Source organism: Acinetobacter colistiniresistens, assembly GCF_000413935.1.
In the GTDB taxonomy this organism is placed as follows: Bacteria; Pseudomonadota; Gammaproteobacteria; order Pseudomonadales; family Moraxellaceae; genus Acinetobacter; species Acinetobacter colistiniresistens.
On record NZ_KE340381.1, the window covers coordinates 89275 to 108030 of the forward strand.

Annotated in this window: 20 protein-coding genes; 6 read left to right on the forward strand and 14 right to left on the reverse strand. The window is 43.3% G+C overall.

The features are described from left to right. Positions 1 to 84: 84 nt before the first annotated feature. From F907_RS05020 to F907_RS05010, 3 genes are read right to left on the reverse strand one after another with little or no spacing between them, the layout of a single operon-like run. Positions 85 to 1011, reverse strand: a complete 927-nt coding sequence (locus F907_RS05020) for an alpha/beta hydrolase (RefSeq protein ID WP_016652804.1) — start codon at positions 1009 to 1011, stop codon at positions 85 to 87. A gap of 37 nt (positions 1012 to 1048) precedes the next feature. Further along, entirely contained in the window at positions 1049 to 2536 is a 1488-nt protein-coding gene (locus tag F907_RS05015; RefSeq protein ID WP_016652805.1) for a flavin-containing monooxygenase, read from the reverse strand. A 12-nt stretch (positions 2537 to 2548) separates the two neighbouring features. Beyond that, complete coding sequence (locus tag F907_RS05010; protein WP_016652806.1) at positions 2549 to 3388, reverse strand: SDR family oxidoreductase; 840 nt, start codon at positions 3386 to 3388, stop codon at positions 2549 to 2551. Between the two features lie 127 nt (positions 3389 to 3515). On the opposite strand from F907_RS05010, the gene F907_RS05005 reads away from it, so the two are divergent. Then, positions 3516 to 4142, forward strand: coding sequence for a TetR/AcrR family transcriptional regulator (locus F907_RS05005; protein WP_016652807.1), 627 nt, complete (start codon positions 3516 to 3518; stop codon positions 4140 to 4142). 20 nt (positions 4143 to 4162) lie between these two features. On the opposite strand, the gene F907_RS05000 is transcribed toward F907_RS05005, so the two are convergent. The 5 genes from F907_RS05000 to F907_RS04980 form a co-directional block, all read right to left on the reverse strand. Next, a complete protein-coding gene (locus tag F907_RS05000; protein ID WP_016652808.1) occupies positions 4163 to 5038 on the reverse strand; it encodes a metal-dependent hydrolase in 876 nt (291 codons plus the stop codon). Positions 5039 to 5070: 32 nt separating this feature from the next. Continuing rightward, a complete protein-coding gene (locus F907_RS04995; RefSeq protein WP_016652809.1) occupies positions 5071 to 6300 on the reverse strand; it encodes an NADH:flavin oxidoreductase/NADH oxidase family protein in 1230 nt (409 codons plus the stop codon). A gap of 74 nt (positions 6301 to 6374) precedes the next feature. Next, on the reverse strand, positions 6375 to 7235 hold the full coding sequence (locus F907_RS04990) for a metal-dependent hydrolase (protein WP_016652810.1): 861 nt from the start codon (positions 7233 to 7235) through the stop codon (positions 6375 to 6377). A gap of 14 nt (positions 7236 to 7249) precedes the next feature. Beyond that, positions 7250 to 7996 carry an acetoacetate decarboxylase family protein gene (locus F907_RS04985; RefSeq protein ID WP_016652811.1) on the reverse strand — a complete coding sequence of 249 codons (747 nt, stop codon included), beginning with the start codon at positions 7994 to 7996 and terminating at the stop codon, positions 7250 to 7252. After that, positions 7993 to 8796, reverse strand: a complete 804-nt coding sequence (locus F907_RS04980; RefSeq protein WP_016652812.1) for an SDR family NAD(P)-dependent oxidoreductase — start codon at positions 8794 to 8796, stop codon at positions 7993 to 7995. Before F907_RS04980 ends, F907_RS04985 begins: the two co-directional genes overlap by 4 nt. A 110-nt stretch (positions 8797 to 8906) precedes the next feature. Here F907_RS04980 and F907_RS04975 point away from each other — a divergent pair, with 110 nt between their 5' ends. After that, positions 8907 to 9956: an AraC family transcriptional regulator gene (locus tag F907_RS04975; protein ID WP_016652813.1), complete on the forward strand. Its 1050-nt coding sequence runs from the start codon at positions 8907 to 8909 to the stop codon at positions 9954 to 9956. Positions 9957 to 10008: 52 nt separating this feature from the next. Here the strand turns inward: F907_RS04975 and F907_RS04970 are convergent, their stop codons facing one another. Both F907_RS04970 and F907_RS04965 read right to left on the reverse strand, forming a co-directional pair. Beyond that, complete coding sequence (locus F907_RS04970) at positions 10009 to 10890, reverse strand: dihydrodipicolinate synthase family protein (RefSeq protein ID WP_016652814.1); 882 nt, start codon at positions 10888 to 10890, stop codon at positions 10009 to 10011. Positions 10891 to 10895: 5 nt separating this feature from the next. Next, positions 10896 to 11675, reverse strand: coding sequence for an aldolase (locus tag F907_RS04965; protein ID WP_005273522.1), 780 nt, complete (start codon positions 11673 to 11675; stop codon positions 10896 to 10898). Positions 11676 to 11713: 38 nt separating this feature from the next. On the opposite strand from F907_RS04965, the gene pdxR reads away from it, so the two are divergent. Next, positions 11714 to 13219 (forward strand): MocR-like pyridoxine biosynthesis transcription factor PdxR, encoded by a 1506-nt coding sequence (gene pdxR / locus F907_RS04960; RefSeq protein ID WP_016652815.1) that lies wholly within the window; start codon positions 11714 to 11716, stop codon positions 13217 to 13219. A gap of 12 nt (positions 13220 to 13231) precedes the next feature. Here pdxR and F907_RS04955 read toward each other — a convergent pair whose 3' ends face one another. The 4 genes from F907_RS04955 to F907_RS04940 form a co-directional block, all read right to left on the reverse strand. After that, entirely contained in the window at positions 13232 to 13906 is a 675-nt protein-coding gene (locus F907_RS04955) for a Rossmann-fold NAD(P)-binding domain-containing protein (protein ID WP_016652816.1), read from the reverse strand. Between the two features lies 1 nt (position 13907). Continuing rightward, positions 13908 to 14675 carry an SDR family NAD(P)-dependent oxidoreductase gene (locus tag F907_RS04950; RefSeq protein ID WP_016652817.1) on the reverse strand — a complete coding sequence of 256 codons (768 nt, stop codon included), beginning with the start codon at positions 14673 to 14675 and terminating at the stop codon, positions 13908 to 13910. After that, a complete protein-coding gene (locus tag F907_RS04945; protein WP_016652818.1) occupies positions 14672 to 15352 on the reverse strand; it encodes a glutathione S-transferase family protein in 681 nt (226 codons plus the stop codon). Before F907_RS04945 ends, F907_RS04950 begins: the two co-directional genes overlap by 4 nt. A gap of 128 nt (positions 15353 to 15480) precedes the next feature. Beyond that, complete coding sequence (locus tag F907_RS04940; RefSeq protein WP_016652819.1) at positions 15481 to 16347, reverse strand: metal-dependent hydrolase; 867 nt, start codon at positions 16345 to 16347, stop codon at positions 15481 to 15483. 163 nt (positions 16348 to 16510) lie between these two features. Here F907_RS04940 and F907_RS04935 point away from each other — a divergent pair, with 163 nt between their 5' ends. From F907_RS04935 to F907_RS04925, 3 genes are all read left to right on the forward strand, one after another. After that, positions 16511 to 16972: a winged helix-turn-helix transcriptional regulator gene (locus tag F907_RS04935; protein WP_016652820.1), complete on the forward strand. Its 462-nt coding sequence runs from the start codon at positions 16511 to 16513 to the stop codon at positions 16970 to 16972. A 775-nt stretch (positions 16973 to 17747) separates the two neighbouring features. Further along, a complete protein-coding gene (locus tag F907_RS04930; RefSeq protein WP_016652821.1) occupies positions 17748 to 18161 on the forward strand; it encodes a hypothetical protein in 414 nt (137 codons plus the stop codon). 8 nt (positions 18162 to 18169) lie between these two features. Next, positions 18170 to 18499, forward strand: a complete 330-nt coding sequence (locus tag F907_RS04925; protein ID WP_016652822.1) for a hypothetical protein — start codon at positions 18170 to 18172, stop codon at positions 18497 to 18499. Positions 18500 to 18756 lie beyond the last annotated feature (257 nt).

Below are 18756 nucleotides of genomic sequence, written 5' to 3' on the forward strand. Positions count from 1 at the left end.
ATGATGGCTTTAATCTCAATCAAAAATATAGGCTTTAAAATTAAAATGAACCGTTGTTAAAAATTTAAGTTAAAAGCTAAACCATTATTTCTCCTTGATTAAGACCTTCTGAATAAAGCTCCCAATTTCATCTAGGGCCTGTTCAGACTTGTGAATAAAGCGATTAAACATCTGGAAGTTATGCCACATATTTTCATAAACATGCAGACTCACCTGCACACCCGATTGCTGGGCACGCTCAGCTAAATGGCTCGCATCATCGACCAAGATTTCCTCACTGCCGGCTTGAATCAACATCGGTGGAAGACCGCTTAAATCAGCAAAAATAGGCGAAATACGTGGATCATTACATGCTAATTGCCCGCGATATCCATCCCCACCACGTTTTAAGGCATAGGCGCGAATCATTGGATCTCGTTTGGCATTGTTATAAACAGAAGCCGAACTTAAGCTGATATCGACATAAGGCGAGATCATCACAATTCCAGCAGGTAAAGCATCTCCTACCGATTTCAGTTCAACGGCTAAAGCTAAGGCCAAAGCACAACCACCAGAGTCTCCGCCTAAAATAATCTGTTCAGGTTTCCAGCCATCATTCAATAAATGTTGATAGACCGACTTCACATCCTCCAATGCCGCTGGGTAAGGATGTTCAGGCGCACGTCGATAATCCAGCATATACACTTTTACCCCGCCCCGTGCAGCGAACTCGGTCGATAAAGCGCGATGTGTTCGAGACGAACCTGCAAAGAATGCCCCACCATGACAGTGTAAGAGTACCCCTTGTGCTTCATTTTCAGGTGTTGCCACTTCGGCGAACACAATACGTTGGTCCAGTGCATCTCTCAATTTAATCTGTTTGACCCAAACATCGGCTCTAGGTTTAAAAATAGTTGAGCCGACTTCCATGGCAGTACGCAAAACTGGAAAAGGCAAAGCCAAACCACTGGCCAGTTTAAAACTCAGTCGTAAACCTATTTTCAGACCTGTTTCCATTATTTTTTGCTGCATCATGTGCTCCTATTCATGACATCATCGATGTCATCATTTAACTGGCTTTTTGATCAGTTTCAGACTCAGCAAAGCCAAGTACATAATCATTAAGATCACAATGCGCTAAGCGAGATCGCATTTCAAAAGTCGTCCACGGCCATAAAGTACTGTTACGTCCATTACGATCGATAAAATAGCTGCTGCATCCACCAGTATTCCAGACCGTATTTTTTAATGCTGCTTGGATTTCATCATTGTACTGTTCCAATACCTCAGCACGAATTTCAATGGTTTCAATCTGCTGCGTCTGTACCTTCTTCAGCATGTCCAAGATATACGCCAATTGCGCCTCAATGATAATCAGTGCAGATGAACTCACGGCAATATTAGGACCAAACATCACAAAGGCATTTGGACAGCCTTCAACCACGGTGCCGAGATAACCTTTAGCACTGCCCTGCCAGACTTCGTCCATACTTTTGCCATGCTTATTGCGAATCTGCTTGGCAATCGGTGGATTACTCACTTCAAAACCTGTACCAAAAATAATCGCATCGACCTCATGTTGCGATCCATCACTGGCGATTAGCGTATTGCCACGCACTTCTTCTACCCCACAGCGCAACACCTCGACATTCGGCTTTGCCAATGCGGGATACCATTGATTAGACTGTAAGACGCGTTTGCAGCCAATGGTAAAATCAGGCAGCAGTTTTGCTCGTAACTCGGGATCTTTCACCCCTAAACGAATATTCAATTTGGCTAAGCGTTCAATCTGGCTGACCAATTTTGGATGGTGCATACTGGAATTTAACGATTCAAATACGCCATAAACCCCATAACGGGTTAAACGCTGTGTGATGGGAAGTACTTTAAACAGTGCCTGCGCAAGCTTGGGTAGGCTTTGATCCATTTTTGGCAATACCCATTGTGGGGTACGCTGCAATAAAGTGAGTTTCTCCACTTGAGCTTGAATCTCAGGTACAAACTGAATTGCCGAAGCGCCTGCACCGACAACGGCAACTTTTTTTCCATTTAAGTCAACATCATGATTCCATTCTGCCGAGTGGAACTGAACCCCTTTAAAGGTCTCCAAACCTTTAATTTTCGGCAATACAGGCTGATGCATTGGCCCACCCGCCATAATTGCAAAACGGGCGTGGATGAAACCTTGATTGGTTTTCACCACCCAATATTTGGCCTGATCATCCCAAGCACTTTCCAGCATTTCATAGCCAAAACGTACATACTTTTTCACATCAAATTGCTGTGCAACATTTTGTATATAGGTCTTAATTTCTTGCTGCTGTGCAAACACCCGACTCCATTGTGGATTCGGTGCAAAAGAATAGGAATACAACGCTGATGGCACATCACAAGCACACCCCGGATAGGTATTGGCACGCCAGACACCACCAATTTCATCGGCTTTTTCCAAGACCACAAAATCCGTGAAACCCGCTTGTTGTAATTTGATCGCGGCGCCAATCCCTGCAAAGCCAGCCCCGATAATCACCACATGAAATTTTTCTATTTGAGCCATAAGTGCTTATCCTTATTTTGATTGCGCCAATTGGTTTAAACGCTGGGTATAGGACTTTCGATCATTCTGATCAAGACCTTTTAAAATTCGATCATCCCCGATGAATTTACGAAACCCTGTATTCAACCAATGCGGTACTAATCCATAGGCTTTCGGACTATGGGTTAAATAATTCGGCACCGCAACTTCAGCCAGATTATGCGCTACTACTTTGATAATCGCATTCGCTACATCTTGCGGTTCTACGGTCGGAATCGGCAAACTGTCTCCTGTTCCAGAGGACAATTCAGTTAAGACCTTGGACGGTAACACTGCTGATAAACCAATCGGCGTGTCTCTGAGTTCCTGTTGCATTGAAGCAGTGAGCCCAACCACTGCAAATTTAGTTGCACAATAAATACTGGCACCCGGAATCGGATATTTACCTGCCAGAGAAGCGACATTGACGATATGCCCCGTTTGTCGCTCCAGCATTTTGGGCAATACCGCTTTCATGCCATGAATCACACCACGTAAGTTGATATCAATTTGCGCATCAGTGATGGCTTGGCTTTCCTCGACCATCGCCCCCATTGGCATAATGCCAGCGTTATTGACCAAGATATCTACGGGGCCCAATTGCTTTTCAATCTGCACAATCAAGTCATGAAATGAGTTCTGTGACCGTACATCCAAATAGCCGCCAAAGCCTTGCACTTTGATGGCGGCTTGTTGCGCCAACTCTAGATCAATATCACCAATCGCCACTTTGGCACCGAGTTTTCTAAAGGCAACGGCTGTGGCTAAGCCAATCCCTCGTCCACCACCTGTGATGAGTACAACTTTGTTTAAAAAACTGTATTTTATTCCCATGTGCAGTTCCTTTTATTAGTCAAAAAATCACCAATTCGGAACATAATGTCATTTACGGAATGATGTGTCAATTTTCTTAAATTTTGTTTTATCGTATTTCCGATAAAGTTCTGATAAAATTTTTAGCATGAATGATCAAACAACTCTCTCGCGTGCTGAACGCCAACGTATTCAATTACAAGCAGAAATTATTGAAGCTGCTTTTTTGGAATTTTCTGAACGCGGTTATCATCAAACTGCGATCTCTGACATTGCCAAAAGACTGGGGATTGGTCATGGCACTTTCTATCGTCATTTTGAGAATAAAAGAGATATTCTGGACAAAGTCATTGTCGATACCATGTTTAAAATTACAGCTTTATTGGCCGATGAAAATGCGCCAGATGCAGTATCGACCTTAGACGCCTATCGAACGCAATGTGAAAGGATTTCCAGTAAATTTCAGGAATTTGCCAAAGATAATCCACGCGCTGTGCGCTTAATTCTGCTCGAAGCCACTTCAATTGATAAAGAAATGACAGCACAGGTGCATAACCTGCTACACCTCGGTGGCTTACTTACCGCAGACTATTTAAAAAATGGCGTGAAATGCGGTTATTTAAAAGCGGATCTGGATACCGAAATGACCGGACATGCCATCGTCGGGATGATTATCGCGGGTGCATTTAAGTTCTTATCCGCACCTGCTGATTCTGATGTGCTCAAAAAATATAGCGATGCCGCGATTCAAATGATGATGGCAGGCATCGCCTAAATTGAAATAAGATTTATCGGCTAAGTCAGCTTAAACTCAGGCATATTGTTTAAATAAGCCAGTGCTTGTGCTGTTGAGCCTTCATTTAATGGACTATGCTTCGGGTTAAAATAGCGTAAACAGGCACGCACAATATAGCTTGCTTGAGGTACACGATCCTGTCTCGCCGCACGGAAATAATCTTTATAGCGAAAACGATGCGGTAATTGAGGATCTTTTGCGACGAGGGTTTCCACAGCAATATAGGCCAAGACAATAAATAAAGGAAAAGTAAAAACCGCCGCGCCTGCTCTTAATACAAGATTATTACTCAAGTGCCGAAACATCGCGTCGGCCACTTCACGATGTTCGACTTCTTCTGCACCATGCCATTGCAATAAACGCAACATTTGTTGATCAACAGGTGCTTGCTGTAGTCCCTCAGCATTGAGTACCCAATGCCCCAGCACACCGGTTAAATGCTCTGCCGCTGCGACCATGGCAAGGCGTGTGTTTAGCCACATGGATTTTAATCGAGCTTGCTTTAATTCATAACCCAAGGGTTTAGAGCCAAGTAGGTCATTAAAGATCCAGCTCATCATTTTGCTATACTGGCTTAAATCAATCCCTAATGCTTCGATATGCCGCGTGCCCAAGGTATGTCCATAACTATGTGCCCCTTCCTGTTTAATAAAAGCCATCACAGCTGCTTTTAATTGTTGATCTTGAACGAAAGGCAGCGCATCTCTGAAGGTCTGACAGAACCAGCGTTCTGGTGCAGGTGTAATCGGATTAATCACATTGAGCATCTGCGATGCCAAAGGATCGTCATAAATCCAGTGGCTCGGTGTTGCTGCAAAATCAAATACAGGGCGTCGAGGAATAATTGAATGGGTTTCCTTAATTAAACCGTTCATAAGTTAGCTCCTTGTCCAAAAGACTTTGATCACTAATCCTGTGTCAAAATATTGAATCCCATACGCGGACCAAAAGCCAATACGGTTCGGATCAGCCCTTTAATCGCTTTCGGTTTTTGTCCATTACTGATACGACGGAATTGAGCGGCATGCCAAGCCAGTTGAAGATAGGCATCGACGGGCTTATAGCCAAGTGCTGGAATTTTTGCAGCTTCTGCAACTGATTTTCCTGCCAAGAGCTGCTTGGCTAGATCAGGCTGTAAAGCAAATGGTCGAGCAAGTCCCACTACATCTACAGTGCCATCAGCCACAATACGATTCATCAGCTCGACATTGCGTAGCCCACCCGTGAGCATCAAGGGTAATCTGCTGTGTTGGCGCAAAGCGCTGGCATAATCAAGAAAGTAGGCATCACGCTGAGCCTGACGCTCAGGTGCATATCCCAGTTGAGCGGGTGACTCATAATTCCCACCTGACACTTCCAGTAAATCAATCCCTTCAGCTTCCAAGGCCAAGGCAATCTGCACAGATTCTTCCTGACTCAAGCCCCCTTTTTGGAAATCGGCAGAATTCAGTTTGACACTGATAATTTTATTTTTACCAATGACTTGACGCACAGCCAGAACCGTTTCAATCAAAATACGGCGGCGATTTTCTGGGCTTCCACCCCATTGATCGCTACGGGTATTCGCCAAAGGGGATAAGAATTGCGACAACAAATAGCCATGGGCGGCATGGACTTGTACCCCATCAAAACCTGCTTTCACAGCAAGTGCTGCCGTCGTTGCAAAACGCTGAATTTGTTCCAGTATTTCTGTTTCAGACATCGCACGTGGCACGCGAATCAGATTCATTGCAGGCAAATCCAGCCCCACCGCTGAGGGTGCGATCGGCTTTTTTAATAAGGGTAAAACCGCAACACGACCGGGGTGGTTAATTTGCATAATAATCTTGCTGCCATTGGCCTGTGCTGCTTGGGCCCAAAGTTTATGCGCTTGCAAGAATTGCTCGTCTTCCAACACCACATTTCGTGGCTCAACAAAGGCACGATGATCAATCATCACATTGCCAGTGATTAACAGACCTGTTCCACCTCTGGCCCATGCGGCATAAAGCTGCTGTATATCTGTGGTGGGCGAGCCATGTCGATCTGCCAATTGTTCACTCATGGCCGACTTTGCAATTCGGTTTGGGACACTGATGCCACATGCCAACTGCAATGGTTGTTGTAAAGCAGAATTTGAGGATACTGATACTGTCATTTTCATTGTTCCTAAATTATTAATCTATAGCTAAGCAGTACGATGCTGGTCTGACCCAGTGCGCTGCCAGAAGCTCATGCTAAATATTGCTGTTTAAGCCGATTCACTTGATCACGGTTGTCATGCTGCCAAGGATGAAAATCTGCTGAGAAAAAGTCGAGGTATGGCCTGCTTATCCTTCTGATTAAACCTTTTCGTCCAAACAGATAATGAAGCCCTTGATATAGCCCTTTTAAATCGCCTTGTTTGCCTGAATGTTGCAACAGCTCGATGGTTCCGCGGGTGGTGATCATCACAAAAGAAAGTGTTGTTTCCAGCATCACCAACCTTAGGAAATAAGGTCGATTGACCAAACTTTGATACACATCAAAGGCCACCGCTTTGTGTTCGGTTTCTTCAATGGCATGCCATGCCCAGATTTTTCTCACCTGCGCATTAAATAAAGCCAAATCTTCAGGTGCAGTCGCGATAAAATAATCTGCAAGAATTGCCGTTAGATGCTCCATGCATACCGTACACGCCAACTGATGCGCAGGAGAAAATTGTGTTTGCATCAAACGATTCATCTTTTTAAATCGCTTATAAATTCGATCGACTGGATAACCCTTTTTCAACATCATGGCATTCAATCCATCATGTTCTTTACCGTGATGTGCTTCTTGACCAATAAAGGCACGCACTTGTTTCAGTAAGACAGGATCTTTGATCTGTGATTGATAAAGCCGCACGCTATGAATAAACTGCTGCTCTCCATCAGGAAATGCACTGGATAAAGCAGTCAGTAACAGGGTGAGTAAAGGATTCTGGTGAAACCAAAATTCTGGAATTTCATCTGAAAAAGAAAAATCCATGTTACGTACTTGGATCTCAATCGAAGCAGAAACCTGACGATAGTCAACAACCATCGGCATTGAAGAAACAGCAACAAAACTCATCACGTCGCCCTCAGCTATAAAACACGCGGATTAAATTGGCGCAGTAAAAATAATGGGGTGCGTAACCGTGGAATCTGAATCGGTGGAATAAGACCACCTGATAAGTCCACCCGATGTAAGCGTGCATCCACCACCGTGCCTAAGCCCATTTCATGCAAAGGATCATTCACCGTACCGGTAAAGCGTAATTTCATTTCAACACGACGTACTTCAACAGGATGTTCTTTAGGAGTGAATCGTACTTCTCGGGGTAAACCTAAGCCTAAACCGCCTGTAATATTGCGATGCGGTAAACCTAAAATGGGGGGTGCGTCCTTTATTAGCTCACCCAGTTTGGCTTCCATTTCAATCAAGACCGTTCCACGGCGTGATGCTTGGCTGATAATCCGTGAACCATCATTGTCCCAACTGATTTCCCCGATTTTTTTCGGATAGCCCAGCAATTCCCGCCCTATAATCATGGCGCGATCATCATCCAAAATCATCCACGGGCAAAAGATGCCTGTTTTATTGCCGATCTGAATATGCACAAATAAACCTGCCTCGTGGTACGCCCCCGTATAGACATTTTCTGGAAAATAGGCACAAAACAAATCCGCTCTGGCGGGTTTGGCCAGCTTCATGCCAGCAGGTAACCAACGGGCCATCGCCTTTTCATTCACCTCGACCACCGCAGTTAAATATTGCGCATTGTGATAGAGCTTATTGCCTAAATTGGCGAGACCAATAGGTGTGCGTAGGTCATTTATCAACTGTCTCATGCTTTTAACCTCGAAAAGACCTGCTTTAATATCGGTAATAGGATGATGCGCGGGGTATAGCGTCCTCCAAGAGTCTGGGCTTGGGCAAGCCATCCAGGAATCACAATTCGACGATTGCAAGCCATGCCTTGAATCGCTTCTTTGGCAACACGTTCTGCCGACACCCAGACTAGATTGCCTCCAATGCCGTCAATTTTGCTGATGCCTGCCACTTCATTGAACCCTGTTTTGGTTGGACCCGGTGCCAATAAGGTACAGCTCACGCCCGTGCCGCTCAGCTCACTATGCAGTGATTCGGCAAAAGAGTTGGCAAAAGCTTTGCTTGCGGCATAAGTTGCGTTGGCTGGTGTCGGTTGATGACCCGAGGTCGAACCCACAATCAGAATTGCACCTGTTCGACGCTGAATCATTCTCGGCAATACCGCTAAAGTCAGATCCTGCACCGCCACCGTATTCACTTCGGTCTGTTCACGCTCCCGATCCGCATCCAACTCATGCAAACGCCCGAAAGTGGCAAAGCCTGCGTTATTGCATAACACCGCCACATTGATCTGCTCTAACTCTTTGCGGAAAGTGGTTCTATCTTGGCGATCCGCAAGATCACAAGGACGTAAACCAACCTCTACTCCATGTTTTTCACGTAGATGACTGGCAAGTGCTTCTAATTTATCGACACGTCGGGCAACCAAAATAAGTGAATAGCCTCGTGCTGCAAATTGTTTTGCCAGTGCTTCTCCAATACCCGAAGAAGCACCGGTAATCACAACTGGGGAATCTTTTAAAGGGGGCGCTAAACTCATCATCCATACTCAGTTCAATACAATGTCCTCAGTATTGAGCAGCGAGAACTTGAGCGTGAGCGGTAATTCAGCCATACTGCTAATCATTTTCGGCCAAATTAAAACAAGAAATGAAAGATCCCTATGGCTTATCCAAAGCGACTATCCCGATTTCTTATGCGCATTTATTATTAGAAATCATGGTCGAAAAAGGTTGTTCTGCCTCGGAAATACTGCATCAAAGCAAAATCCCAGCCGCGCTTCTGCATCATGTCGATGCCCGTATCACCCCGATTCAGTGGTCAAAATTGGCATGGGTCAGCTTAAACTTGGCTCAGGATTGTGGGCTTGGATATGAATATGGTCTCAAACTCCGCCTGACCGCGCATGGCGCCATGGGCTTTGCACTGATGAGTAGCCCAACCTTGGGCCATGCAATTAGCTTAGCTACTCAGTTTTTTAATATGCGGCTCAAAGATTACCGAATTGATTGTTATGAACAAGCCCCGCAGTCCATTATTCAAATTCAGCAGACCCATCCCGTGGTCAGTCAGCACCCTACACAGGCAGAGATCCTAAGACGTTTTTTTTATGAATGTTTGATGATTGGTATTATCCAAACAGGCCGAAGCTTAACAGATCACCGTTTTGCCGATGTTGAACTGTGGGTAGATTGGCCCGAACCATCCTATCATGCCAGATTTCAAGCGCAACTTCCCCCGATCCACTTTAATCAGGCGCAAAATCAAGTGCGCTATCCAAGCTCAGTACTCAACCATGCCACCAAAATGGCAGATTCCACTGCTTTTCAACAGGCTTTAGCGCAATGTGAAGCTGAACAAATCCTCTTTTCCGAAACCATTCAAGATATTGGCTTACGTGTTAAAACAGAATTAGTTCTCACGCCACAAAAAGGTTATCCAAGTCTAGATCAAGTTGCGGAACGTATGCATATGTCGAGTCGCACCTTACGACGACATCTGGATGAAGCTGGTTATTCTTATCTGGGCCTATTAGATGAAATGAGATATCAGGAAGCACAAAAACTTCTACATAACAATCATATGGAAATACAGGATATTGCGCTGTACTTAGGCTATCTACAGCCTGCCAACTTTGCCCGTGCCTTTAAAAAATGGAGTGGTGTAACACCGAGCCAATTTCGTCAAACCCAACTATAGAACACCAACAAGTGCAGTCAGGTCGATCAATCTCGACCTGACTTGAACATAGTTATTTTACAGCCGCTTGTATCAAGCCTTTTAACTGCTCAATTTCAGCCCCTGTTGCACTTTGCAAAGGCGGTCTTGGTGAACCAACCGAGAAGCCCAGTAAATTGAGTCCCGATTTCACTGTTTTCGGTAAGCCCCCTTTGACAATGAAGCTCAGAACAGGTAATTGCTGATAAAATATCGCCTGCGCCTTTGACAGATCACCCTGTTGAATCGCTTGATATAATTGCTTTGGCAGATCGCCGAGTAAATTCGGCGCTGCCGTACACCATCCTGCCGCCCCAGCGCAAAAGGCTTCCAATGCTAAGGGATTAGAACCGTTATAAAATGGCAACTGACCCTGCGTTAAAGCATGAAATTTATGCATGCGCTGAATATCACCTGTACTATCTTTGACCATGCAAATATTATCGATCTCGTTAAACATCTTCACAATCAATTCAGGTGACATATCAATCCCACTGGTGGCTGGATTGTTATAGACCATAATCGGCAACTTTACGGATGCAGCAATCTGCTGATAATAATCATAGATTTCTTGATCAGTGAGTTTCCAATAAGACACTGGAATCACCATAATCACATCTGCACCCAATTCCTCTGCTTTCTTGGCTTTTTGGATCGCCATTGCAGTGGTCAGTTCAGAAATTCCAACAATCACGGGAACACGCTGATTCACCACCTCAATGGTAGTTTGCGCCACCTGTTGCCACTCTTGCCACGACAAATAAGCACTTTCACCTGCACTGCCCAAAGGTGCAATTGCATCACATTGTGATTCAAGCAATGCATTTAGACTGATCGTTAGGGCCTCAAGATCAAGTTGTTGCCCGTCCGCTTTAAATGGCGTGACGGGATAAGCAATAATGCCTTCAATTTTCATGTGATTTACTCCTCAATACAATCTTGATGGTTTTTCAACGCCTTACGTGCGTAGTAGGCAAAATTGACTTTGTTGCGCTTATCAGTAGACAACCAGTCATGTGCTTCTTTTGCCAGTTCATGTGGAATCGGCTGGATTTGACCTGCTGACATCGCTAATAGTTGCAAACGTGCAGCACGTTCAATCAGCAGAGCTAAATTACAGGCTTCTTCAATGCTCTTGCCGGCCACCAATTGACCATGATGAGACAACAATACCGCCCGATTTTTTCCTAAAGCTTCGGAAATAAAAATGCCTTCCTCATTGCCGACTGGCACCCCCGGCCATTCACCGACAAAAGAGCAATCCTCATACAAGGCACAGGTATCCATTTGCGAAATGGCCAGTGGCACACGTAGCATCGATAAGGCTGCAATATGAGTAGGATGAGTATGGATGATGCAATTCACTTCAGGATGTTGCTGATAAATCCAAGTATGAAAACGGTTGGCTGGGTTGGCCATGCCTTGCTGATCTAAAGGTTTGAGGTCTTGATCGACCACCAATAAATTGGCTGCGGTAATTTCGTCAAAGCCCAAACCAAAACGCTGTGTGATAAAGGTATTTTCTTGTTCGGCACGACAGGTAATTTGCCCCGCCAAGCCTGCATCATGGCCATGATCAAATAAAATACGACAAGTTAAAGCCAACTTCTGTCGATCCGTATAACTGACCTCTTGGATCAAATTCATATTCTGCTGCGCAGTTTGCATCAATTGCTGTTTGCTGAGTAATGCGGTTTGCATAAGACCACCTCGCTACGGTTGATTTGTGGATGGGACAGATGCAGAATACGAAGTCAGTGGGTGAGTTAAAATATCCAGTTTATAAAACTTATATGGTCCAGATCAGCATGCAGCAGCCATGGAAGATTCGTCTTCATCTTGAAGAGCGAGAAGAAAAAACCATCTTTCTCAAGTTGGCCAATCAGATTATTGAAGAGATTCTGTCTGGACGGCTCAGCTCAGGTTCACGTCTGTCTGGCTCCCGCTCGCTTGCGGATGAATTAAAGATTAATCGTAAAACCGTACAGTCGGTTTATGAAGATTTAGAAGCACAAGGTTGGCTGATCTCAAAACCAAGACAAGGCACCTTTGTGGCAGAGAATTTGCCTGAGTTAAAACATAAAAAGAGCAATGCTGCGCTAGAACTTAATCCGCCACCGAGTACAGCAAGCCCAATACCAATCAAAAATGATGGCATTCCAGATACGCGTCTGATTCCTTATGAATTATTTTCCCGTGCCTATCGGCATGCCTTGATTCAAGTGACCCGTTCTCAAATCATGGGCTATGGCGACCCACAAGGCAGTATTGAGTTACGTCAGGCATTGCTGCAAATGCTGTCGATGGAACGCTTTATTAAAACCAGCATCGACAATATTGGTGTGGTTCGCGGCAGCCAAATGGGGATTTTTTTAGCGGCTCGTGTTCTGGCTGGGCAATCTGCTCAACGCAAGGTGATTGTGGTCGAGCAATGGTCTTATCCACCTGCGATTGAAACTTTTTTATCGTATCATTATCACATCGTTCGAGTTGGGCTGGATCAACATGGTCTTGATATTGCGCATCTTGAAGAACTACTAAAAAAATATGATGTGGCTGCAATCTATACCACCCCTCATCATCAATATCCAACCACCGTGACCATGGCGATGGATCGGCGCTTAAAATTATTGGAACTCTCCAAAAGCTTTGATTTTTATATTATTGAAGATGACTACGATCACGAGTTTCATTATGACAGCCGTCCGATTCCACCGCTGATCAGTTTGCCGCATGCAGAAAAAGTCATTCATATTGGTTCACTGTCCAAAGTGTTTGCGCCGAGTTTAAGGATTGGCTATGTGGTCGCCAATCGAGACATCATCCAAGCCATGAATCAGGAGATTCTGTTGATTGATAAACAAGGCAATATCATCACTGAATTGGCGATGGCAGAACTGATGCAACAAGGTGAAATTAAGCGTCATATCCGCAAGATGCGCAAAATTTATCAACTACGGCGTGATTTTGCGGTGAATCGCTTCCAAGCGGTATTTAAAGATCAAGTAGACATTAGCCCTCCTCAGGGAGGCATGGCGCTATGGGTCAAATTCAAATTTCCCTATCGCGCTGAATATAATGAGCTTCTGAATCAGTTGCATATTGATGCTGAAGCGCATTTTGCGGCTGAAGGCAAAGCATCAAATCAGCATTTTCATATCCGTTTTGGCTATGCCGCCATCAATGAAACTGAAATTTCAAACATCATCAGCCTGCTCTATACTGCATTTCAGCCCCAAGATTGAATGCGCATGATTTTATAATCCTAAGCGTAACTCCTGACTCCATGTCGATTTGGGTTGTTGATACAGATGCCAACAGGTCTGTTGTAGCGATTGCATCAACGCATGGTTGGTACTTTGCCAATGTGACAGCGCACAATAGACCACGTGAATTCCCTTCGGCTGAAACTCTCGCGCCAAGGATTGAGCCAAGGCTCGAATACTGGCAGATAGGCTTTGACTAAATAAATCCCGCTCAGATTGAACAGGCTGCTGTTGCCCTAAAAAAATCAAAGTCCCTTGCTGTTTAGGCAGCATCTGTCGAATCACAGCTTGGGCAATACTCACCGCGGTTAAGCCCGTGTTTTGCCAATAGGACTCAAGCTGTGCAGCGGACAATGCATGGCTATTTTCAGGCAGCACAAAGTCAGGTTGGAAAATACATAAATCGACAAAATGCCCTGTTGTTTGAATCTGTTGCATGCATTTTTTTAGCGCACTCGCATCCAGTAAATTCAGTCGTACACGAATCCACTTCTGTGCTTGAACCTCAAGCTGTGGCTGTGTTTGGGTCACATCATGCTGAAGTTGATAAACAGGTATCTCAGGGCTAAAAAGCGGGCTTAACGCCTGCACATCATTGCCCACGATCACCGCACAGCCCTGCATTTTTTGTTGGGCTTTCAACCAGTGTGGCAGCAACTTACTCATCTTAGAATTTCTCCTGATAAGGACGTAAATCCAGTTCATGCGTCCATAAATCAACATTTTGCTGATAGAGCATCCAGTAATTTTCAGCAATTGCCTCAATATTTAAACCACCCGTACCACGAGTTAACCGCACCAGCCGTCCCAAGCCCCATAAGGCTTTATTGACACGATCACCATCGACCATGCCATCCACGACCACATGCGCCACATGGATATTTTGCGGGCGATAGAGTTCAGCCAAATTCAAGGCATAGCTTCTCAGCGCAGACTTGCCCATGGTAAATGCTGCAAAAAACGGTTTCCCCCGCAATGAGGCACTGGCACCCGTAAAAATCAAGGTGCCCTGCTGCTGCTTTTGAAAGATGGCCAAACTACGCTGCGCCACCAACACCGCAGATAAAAAGGTGGAACGCCACATTTGGCTAAAAAACTTCAGGCTACTCTGTAAAAAGATCGAAGGAATATTACCACCCACATTATGAATCACCGCGGCCAATGCTTCTGGCTGATCGTTTAAATGATCAAATAAGGTCTGCAGCTGCTGCTCGTTTTCAGCATCCAGCGCATAAGCCACCGCCTGCCCACCTTGACGATGAATTGCCGCTGCCACCTTTTCAACCTTATTTAAGCTTCGTCCCACCACATAAACTTTGAATTGTTCCTGAGCAAAACGGCGACAGACAGCTGCACCAATCCCTTGCTCGGCACCCACGCCAACCACCGCAACAATCGCTGTCGGCTGCACTATATCTTGATTCGACCGATTCATAATTGCTGTATCCAATGCTGAATATGCGGATAACTGTTAATTTTAGGTCCCCAGATTTTATTGGTACGTACTACCTCTAACAGTTGTGAACCTACTGCAATATCGGCAATGGTTTTGCTCTCACCGACGAGCCAGCCCGTTTGGCCCAATACCAACTCAATGCGCTCTAAATGCCGAGTAAATTCTGCCTCGATATCCGCCTTCGCCATTCGTCCTGTGCCTTGCATCTTCACTTGCAGATTCAGCGCGGCTTTAAGCAAAGGTTTCATTAATACAATCTCATGCTTGGGACGACCTTCCGCACTAATCGCGACCGCATGATTCAAGGCATCGGCATCACTAACACGGAAATACACCTCATAGAAATATAACAATTCGTCCGACCAGTCTTCCCACAATTCCACATAGGCTTTTTGCAGCGGATCCGTAGGATATAAACGGAGCAACTCTGGATAAGTATCATCTAGATAACGAGCAATTTTAGTACTGTCCTGAATACGTTGTCCGTTGATATCCAGCACAGGAACTTTGCCGACTTTACTGAGTCCTGGGACTTTAGCCCCCAATACGCCGTTATAATTCACGGTTTCAAATGTAATGCCTTTAAACTGCAGCATCCGCGCAACTTTCTTGCAGAACGGTGAAATTTCCCATTGATGTAAGACCACTGTACTCATTGTTATATTTCCATCTTTTATTGAATTGATCTGGATGATAAGCCAGCAACGCAAAGCCAGCTCAACTTATCTTACAGATATTTATCCCTTTGGTGATGTGTAAGCCCGGGTGATTTTTTTCGCGCCGATTAATGAATAAAAGTCGATTGTTCTGGCGATAAACCAATTTTGATTTTGGTTTTTGCCACAATATCTGACTCATCGGTATCATTGGGATGGAAGTCACGACGATAATAAGAGAAAAATTGTGGCACCAGTTTGCGATAGGCCTGCACGGTAAAGCCTGCAAATTTAGCCCACGATTTCAGATTGAGTAATTGCTTATCTCTGGACATCAACACCACTTGGTAAACATTCGAAAAGGTTGTAATGAGGACCAAACTCAAACTAAAAATTGCGACGCGTGGGATATAGGCATCCAAACCTTTGCCATAGAGATATTCATACATATCATAGGCAACCGCTTTGTGTTCGGTTTCTTCCACACTGTGCCACAGCCATAAATTGCGAATGGTGGTATCAGTCATTAATTCATTGACGTTTTTCATCATCTCCACCACCAGCACGGCGGTGTAATGTTCCAAGCCAACCGTCACCAAGAGATTCCACTTTTTCGGGAAAGTTCGTTCAATCGCTTTGAGGATGATACCTGTCACTTTTTCCAGTGATTCAGGATCTAGGCCATATTGTTGTGCGCTGACATGAAAGGCATGATGTTCTTTGGAATGCATCGCTTCCTGACCAATAAATGCGCCAATATCACGATCCAGTTGCGGGTTACTTTTGACTTGATCACGTAAAGCCCTGACTGAACGCACAAAGTAAGACTCTCCTTCTGGAAATAGGGTGGAAAGACCTGTGAAATAATGGGTAAAACTTGGCTCATTATTAAACCAGTATTTAGGCATATCCTGAAATTCATAATCCATACGGCGGACTGGAAATGATGCAGGTATCTTTTGCTTTGATTTTTCTTTTAACGCTGACGCAGACATAACTCACCTCAAGAATAGATCTCAGAATATTAAGTTCTAAAAAAGAACTTAATTGGAAAATATAGCTGCTATGATAAGTTGTCAATAAAGCGGATATCTTAATCGTTCAAGTTGTCCTAAAATGACAGCCTGCTTCCTGTAAAGACATATAGATGGTATTGCGATGAAATGGCATGAACTCGGTGAAATGAATTGTCCAATTGCACGGACTTTATCAATTTTTGGTGACCGTTGGACCCTGCTGATTATTCGTAATGCCTTTATGAAAACGCGTCGTTTTGATGATTTTCAAAAACAGTTGGGCATCACCCGTCATTTGCTGACCGAGCGTATTAACCGTTTGGTAGAGCACAAGATTTTTGAAAAGGTGCTCTATCATGAAGCTCCAAAGCGCTATGAATATAAGCTGACTGAAAAAGGCTTAGCGCTGTACCCGATTATTGTCACTATGAGTACATGGGGCAATATCTGGCAGAATGAAAATAAGCAATTTCCTGAGTTGCGCTATCTGCATAAAAGCTGTGGGCAACTGACCAGTCCAAGTCTAACCTGTGATTGCTGCAAGCAGCCTCTTGATGCCAGACAGATGTCGCCTGTTTATGTTACGGGTGAGGATGGGGAATAACATATTCCCCTTCACTTTATATTGAAACTCAGCTCTAATAAGTTCTCAGCTCAATCAAATATATAATTTCTGCAAAGCCCTTTACTGGATATTTCCTAAAACTAGCTAATTTAAAAAGTTCAAATCATGACGTTTTTATTTCAATAGTTTTTTTAACAATATAACCACCTATGAGTCTATAAACTATAAGAAGAAAATCCCACATAATTTTAGCCTTTAAAAATCAACCATATTTAATATACAATATGACCAGCATTTAAAAACCATGCCTTTATCACCTCTATCAGAATAGAATCTTTAGATTTCAAATTCTTTGTAAGCTTTCACTTTATAGTTATTAATAATTCTTGAAGCGGTTCAAAAGTAATTTCAATCACGAGGGAAAAGTAGTATTTAGTTTTTCATGTCACTGTATTATTTTCATTTTATTACTTATAATTCTTTGAATGTTTTTTTACTACCATTTATTGATGCAGTAGCTATGTGATTACCTTTATTTTATAACAGATTAGATTATAAGATCGCTGAGGACCCACACTCCAGAAGCTAAAAAAATTTCCAGCTAACCATTATAAATAATGATATTTTAATTTAAAAAAATTTCAAACCCATTTTTATTGAGTTTTTTCAAATTGTATCACAAACACAATAATTAATCAAAAAATTTATATTTTCAAACAAAATAAGATATTTTTTAATTTATAAAAAAATCTCTAGACAATTTTAAATCACTCAGTTAAGGTGTGGCATTTTAAATATTAGAGAATGGGGAAATATGAAAAAATTATTAACAATTGGATTAATTCTTGTTTTGGCCGGTTGTAGCAAAACAATTACACCAGAAAAAACTACGGCTGATGCAGAAGTACAGATGCCAACCGGAAACCCAACTCCATTCCCAATTGAAGGAGCTGATAAACTTGCAGAAGATTGTAATGAAGTGGCAAGTTTAGCTAAATCAATAATGCAATTACGTCAAGAGAATAAGAATTCTAAGGCAGCATATAAAACGGCTAATGATCAAGGATATGCTAATGGTAAACTAAGCCAACTTGAACATGAATATGTTAATCAGATGTTGGAGTTCGCTTGGGAAAGTTCAGTAGGTGAAACGGAAAAGATTAAGGAAGAACGTGCCAAAACATTTGGTCAATTGAACTTAATGATGTGCGAAGCGGCTAGAAAATAGTACAACGTATGAATTTAATTAAAATTTTATTATCTGTCCTGTTTTACTTTGCAGTGACAACGGTTCAGGCAGCTAATCAAGCATGTTTAGAACATGCAAACGTGGCTGGAGAAGTTATGGGATGGCGGACTACAGGTAAAACATTGAAGGAAAGTCGGGAAAATCTAGACATTGTATATGGAATGGGGCGACTTTCTGCACAAAATTACCGCTATTATAACTCATTGTTAACAATGGCTTACCAGGAGAAAATGGGTAAAAGCAAAGCCGAAAAGAAAGAGCTTATTAAAAGCTTTGTGAAAAAGCATTATGATATTTGTATGACTATTAACTCTTAGATAGGTAAACAAAGGAATTCATTAAATAACACCAAGTAAATGGTTTTGGCTTAAGTTATATGAAGCCAGATTTTTATCTTACTCTTAGATAATAGTATCTGTTGCGCTGAATAGCCCTACAAAAAATTTTAGGGGCAATTAATACAAGGAGCGTACACAGAAATCAACACTATACTTAGGCATATTATAAAGTTATGTATAGGTATAAAAAAGCCCTAACTATTGCCGTTAGGGCTTTCCATTTTATATGCTGACAT

Bases quoted from the DNA above. Each gene is read 5' to 3' on its own strand.
- F907_RS05015 (WP_016652805.1), bottom strand. From the start codon at position 2,536: ATGGCTCAAATAGAAAAATTTCATGTGGTGATTATCGGGGCTGGCTTT.
- F907_RS04930 (WP_016652821.1), top strand. From the start codon at position 17,748: ATGAAAAAATTATTAACAATTGGATTAATTCTTGTTTTGGCCGGTTGT.
- F907_RS04970 (WP_016652814.1), bottom strand. From the start codon at position 10,890: ATGAAAATTGAAGGCATTATTGCTTATCCCGTCACGCCATTTAAAGCG.
- F907_RS05005 (WP_016652807.1), top strand. From the start codon at position 3,516: ATGAATGATCAAACAACTCTCTCGCGTGCTGAACGCCAACGTATTCAA.
- F907_RS04945 (WP_016652818.1), bottom strand. From the start codon at position 15,352: ATGAGTACAGTGGTCTTACATCAATGGGAAATTTCACCGTTCTGCAAG.
- F907_RS05010 (WP_016652806.1), bottom strand. From the start codon at position 3,388: ATGGGAATAAAATACAGTTTTTTAAACAAAGTTGTACTCATCACAGGT.
- F907_RS04965 (WP_005273522.1), bottom strand. From the start codon at position 11,675: ATGCAAACCGCATTACTCAGCAAACAGCAATTGATGCAAACTGCGCAG.
- F907_RS04950 (WP_016652817.1), bottom strand. From the start codon at position 14,675: ATGAATCGGTCGAATCAAGATATAGTGCAGCCGACAGCGATTGTTGCG.
- F907_RS04940 (WP_016652819.1), bottom strand. From the start codon at position 16,347: ATGTCTGCGTCAGCGTTAAAAGAAAAATCAAAGCAAAAGATACCTGCA.
- F907_RS04925 (WP_016652822.1), top strand. From the start codon at position 18,170: ATGAATTTAATTAAAATTTTATTATCTGTCCTGTTTTACTTTGCAGTG.
- F907_RS04955 (WP_016652816.1), bottom strand. From the start codon at position 13,906: ATGAGTAAGTTGCTGCCACACTGGTTGAAAGCCCAACAAAAAATGCAG.
- pdxR (WP_016652815.1), top strand. From the start codon at position 11,714: ATGCAGAATACGAAGTCAGTGGGTGAGTTAAAATATCCAGTTTATAAA.
- F907_RS05000 (WP_016652808.1), bottom strand. From the start codon at position 5,038: ATGAACGGTTTAATTAAGGAAACCCATTCAATTATTCCTCGACGCCCT.
- F907_RS04985 (WP_016652811.1), bottom strand. From the start codon at position 7,996: ATGAGACAGTTGATAAATGACCTACGCACACCTATTGGTCTCGCCAAT.
- F907_RS04975 (WP_016652813.1), top strand. From the start codon at position 8,907: ATGAAAGATCCCTATGGCTTATCCAAAGCGACTATCCCGATTTCTTAT.
- F907_RS04995 (WP_016652809.1), bottom strand. From the start codon at position 6,300: ATGACAGTATCAGTATCCTCAAATTCTGCTTTACAACAACCATTGCAG.
- F907_RS05020 (WP_016652804.1), bottom strand. From the start codon at position 1,011: ATGCAGCAAAAAATAATGGAAACAGGTCTGAAAATAGGTTTACGACTG.
- F907_RS04980 (WP_016652812.1), bottom strand. From the start codon at position 8,796: ATGAGTTTAGCGCCCCCTTTAAAAGATTCCCCAGTTGTGATTACCGGT.
- F907_RS04990 (WP_016652810.1), bottom strand. From the start codon at position 7,235: ATGAGTTTTGTTGCTGTTTCTTCAATGCCGATGGTTGTTGACTATCGT.
- F907_RS04935 (WP_016652820.1), top strand. From the start codon at position 16,511: ATGAAATGGCATGAACTCGGTGAAATGAATTGTCCAATTGCACGGACT.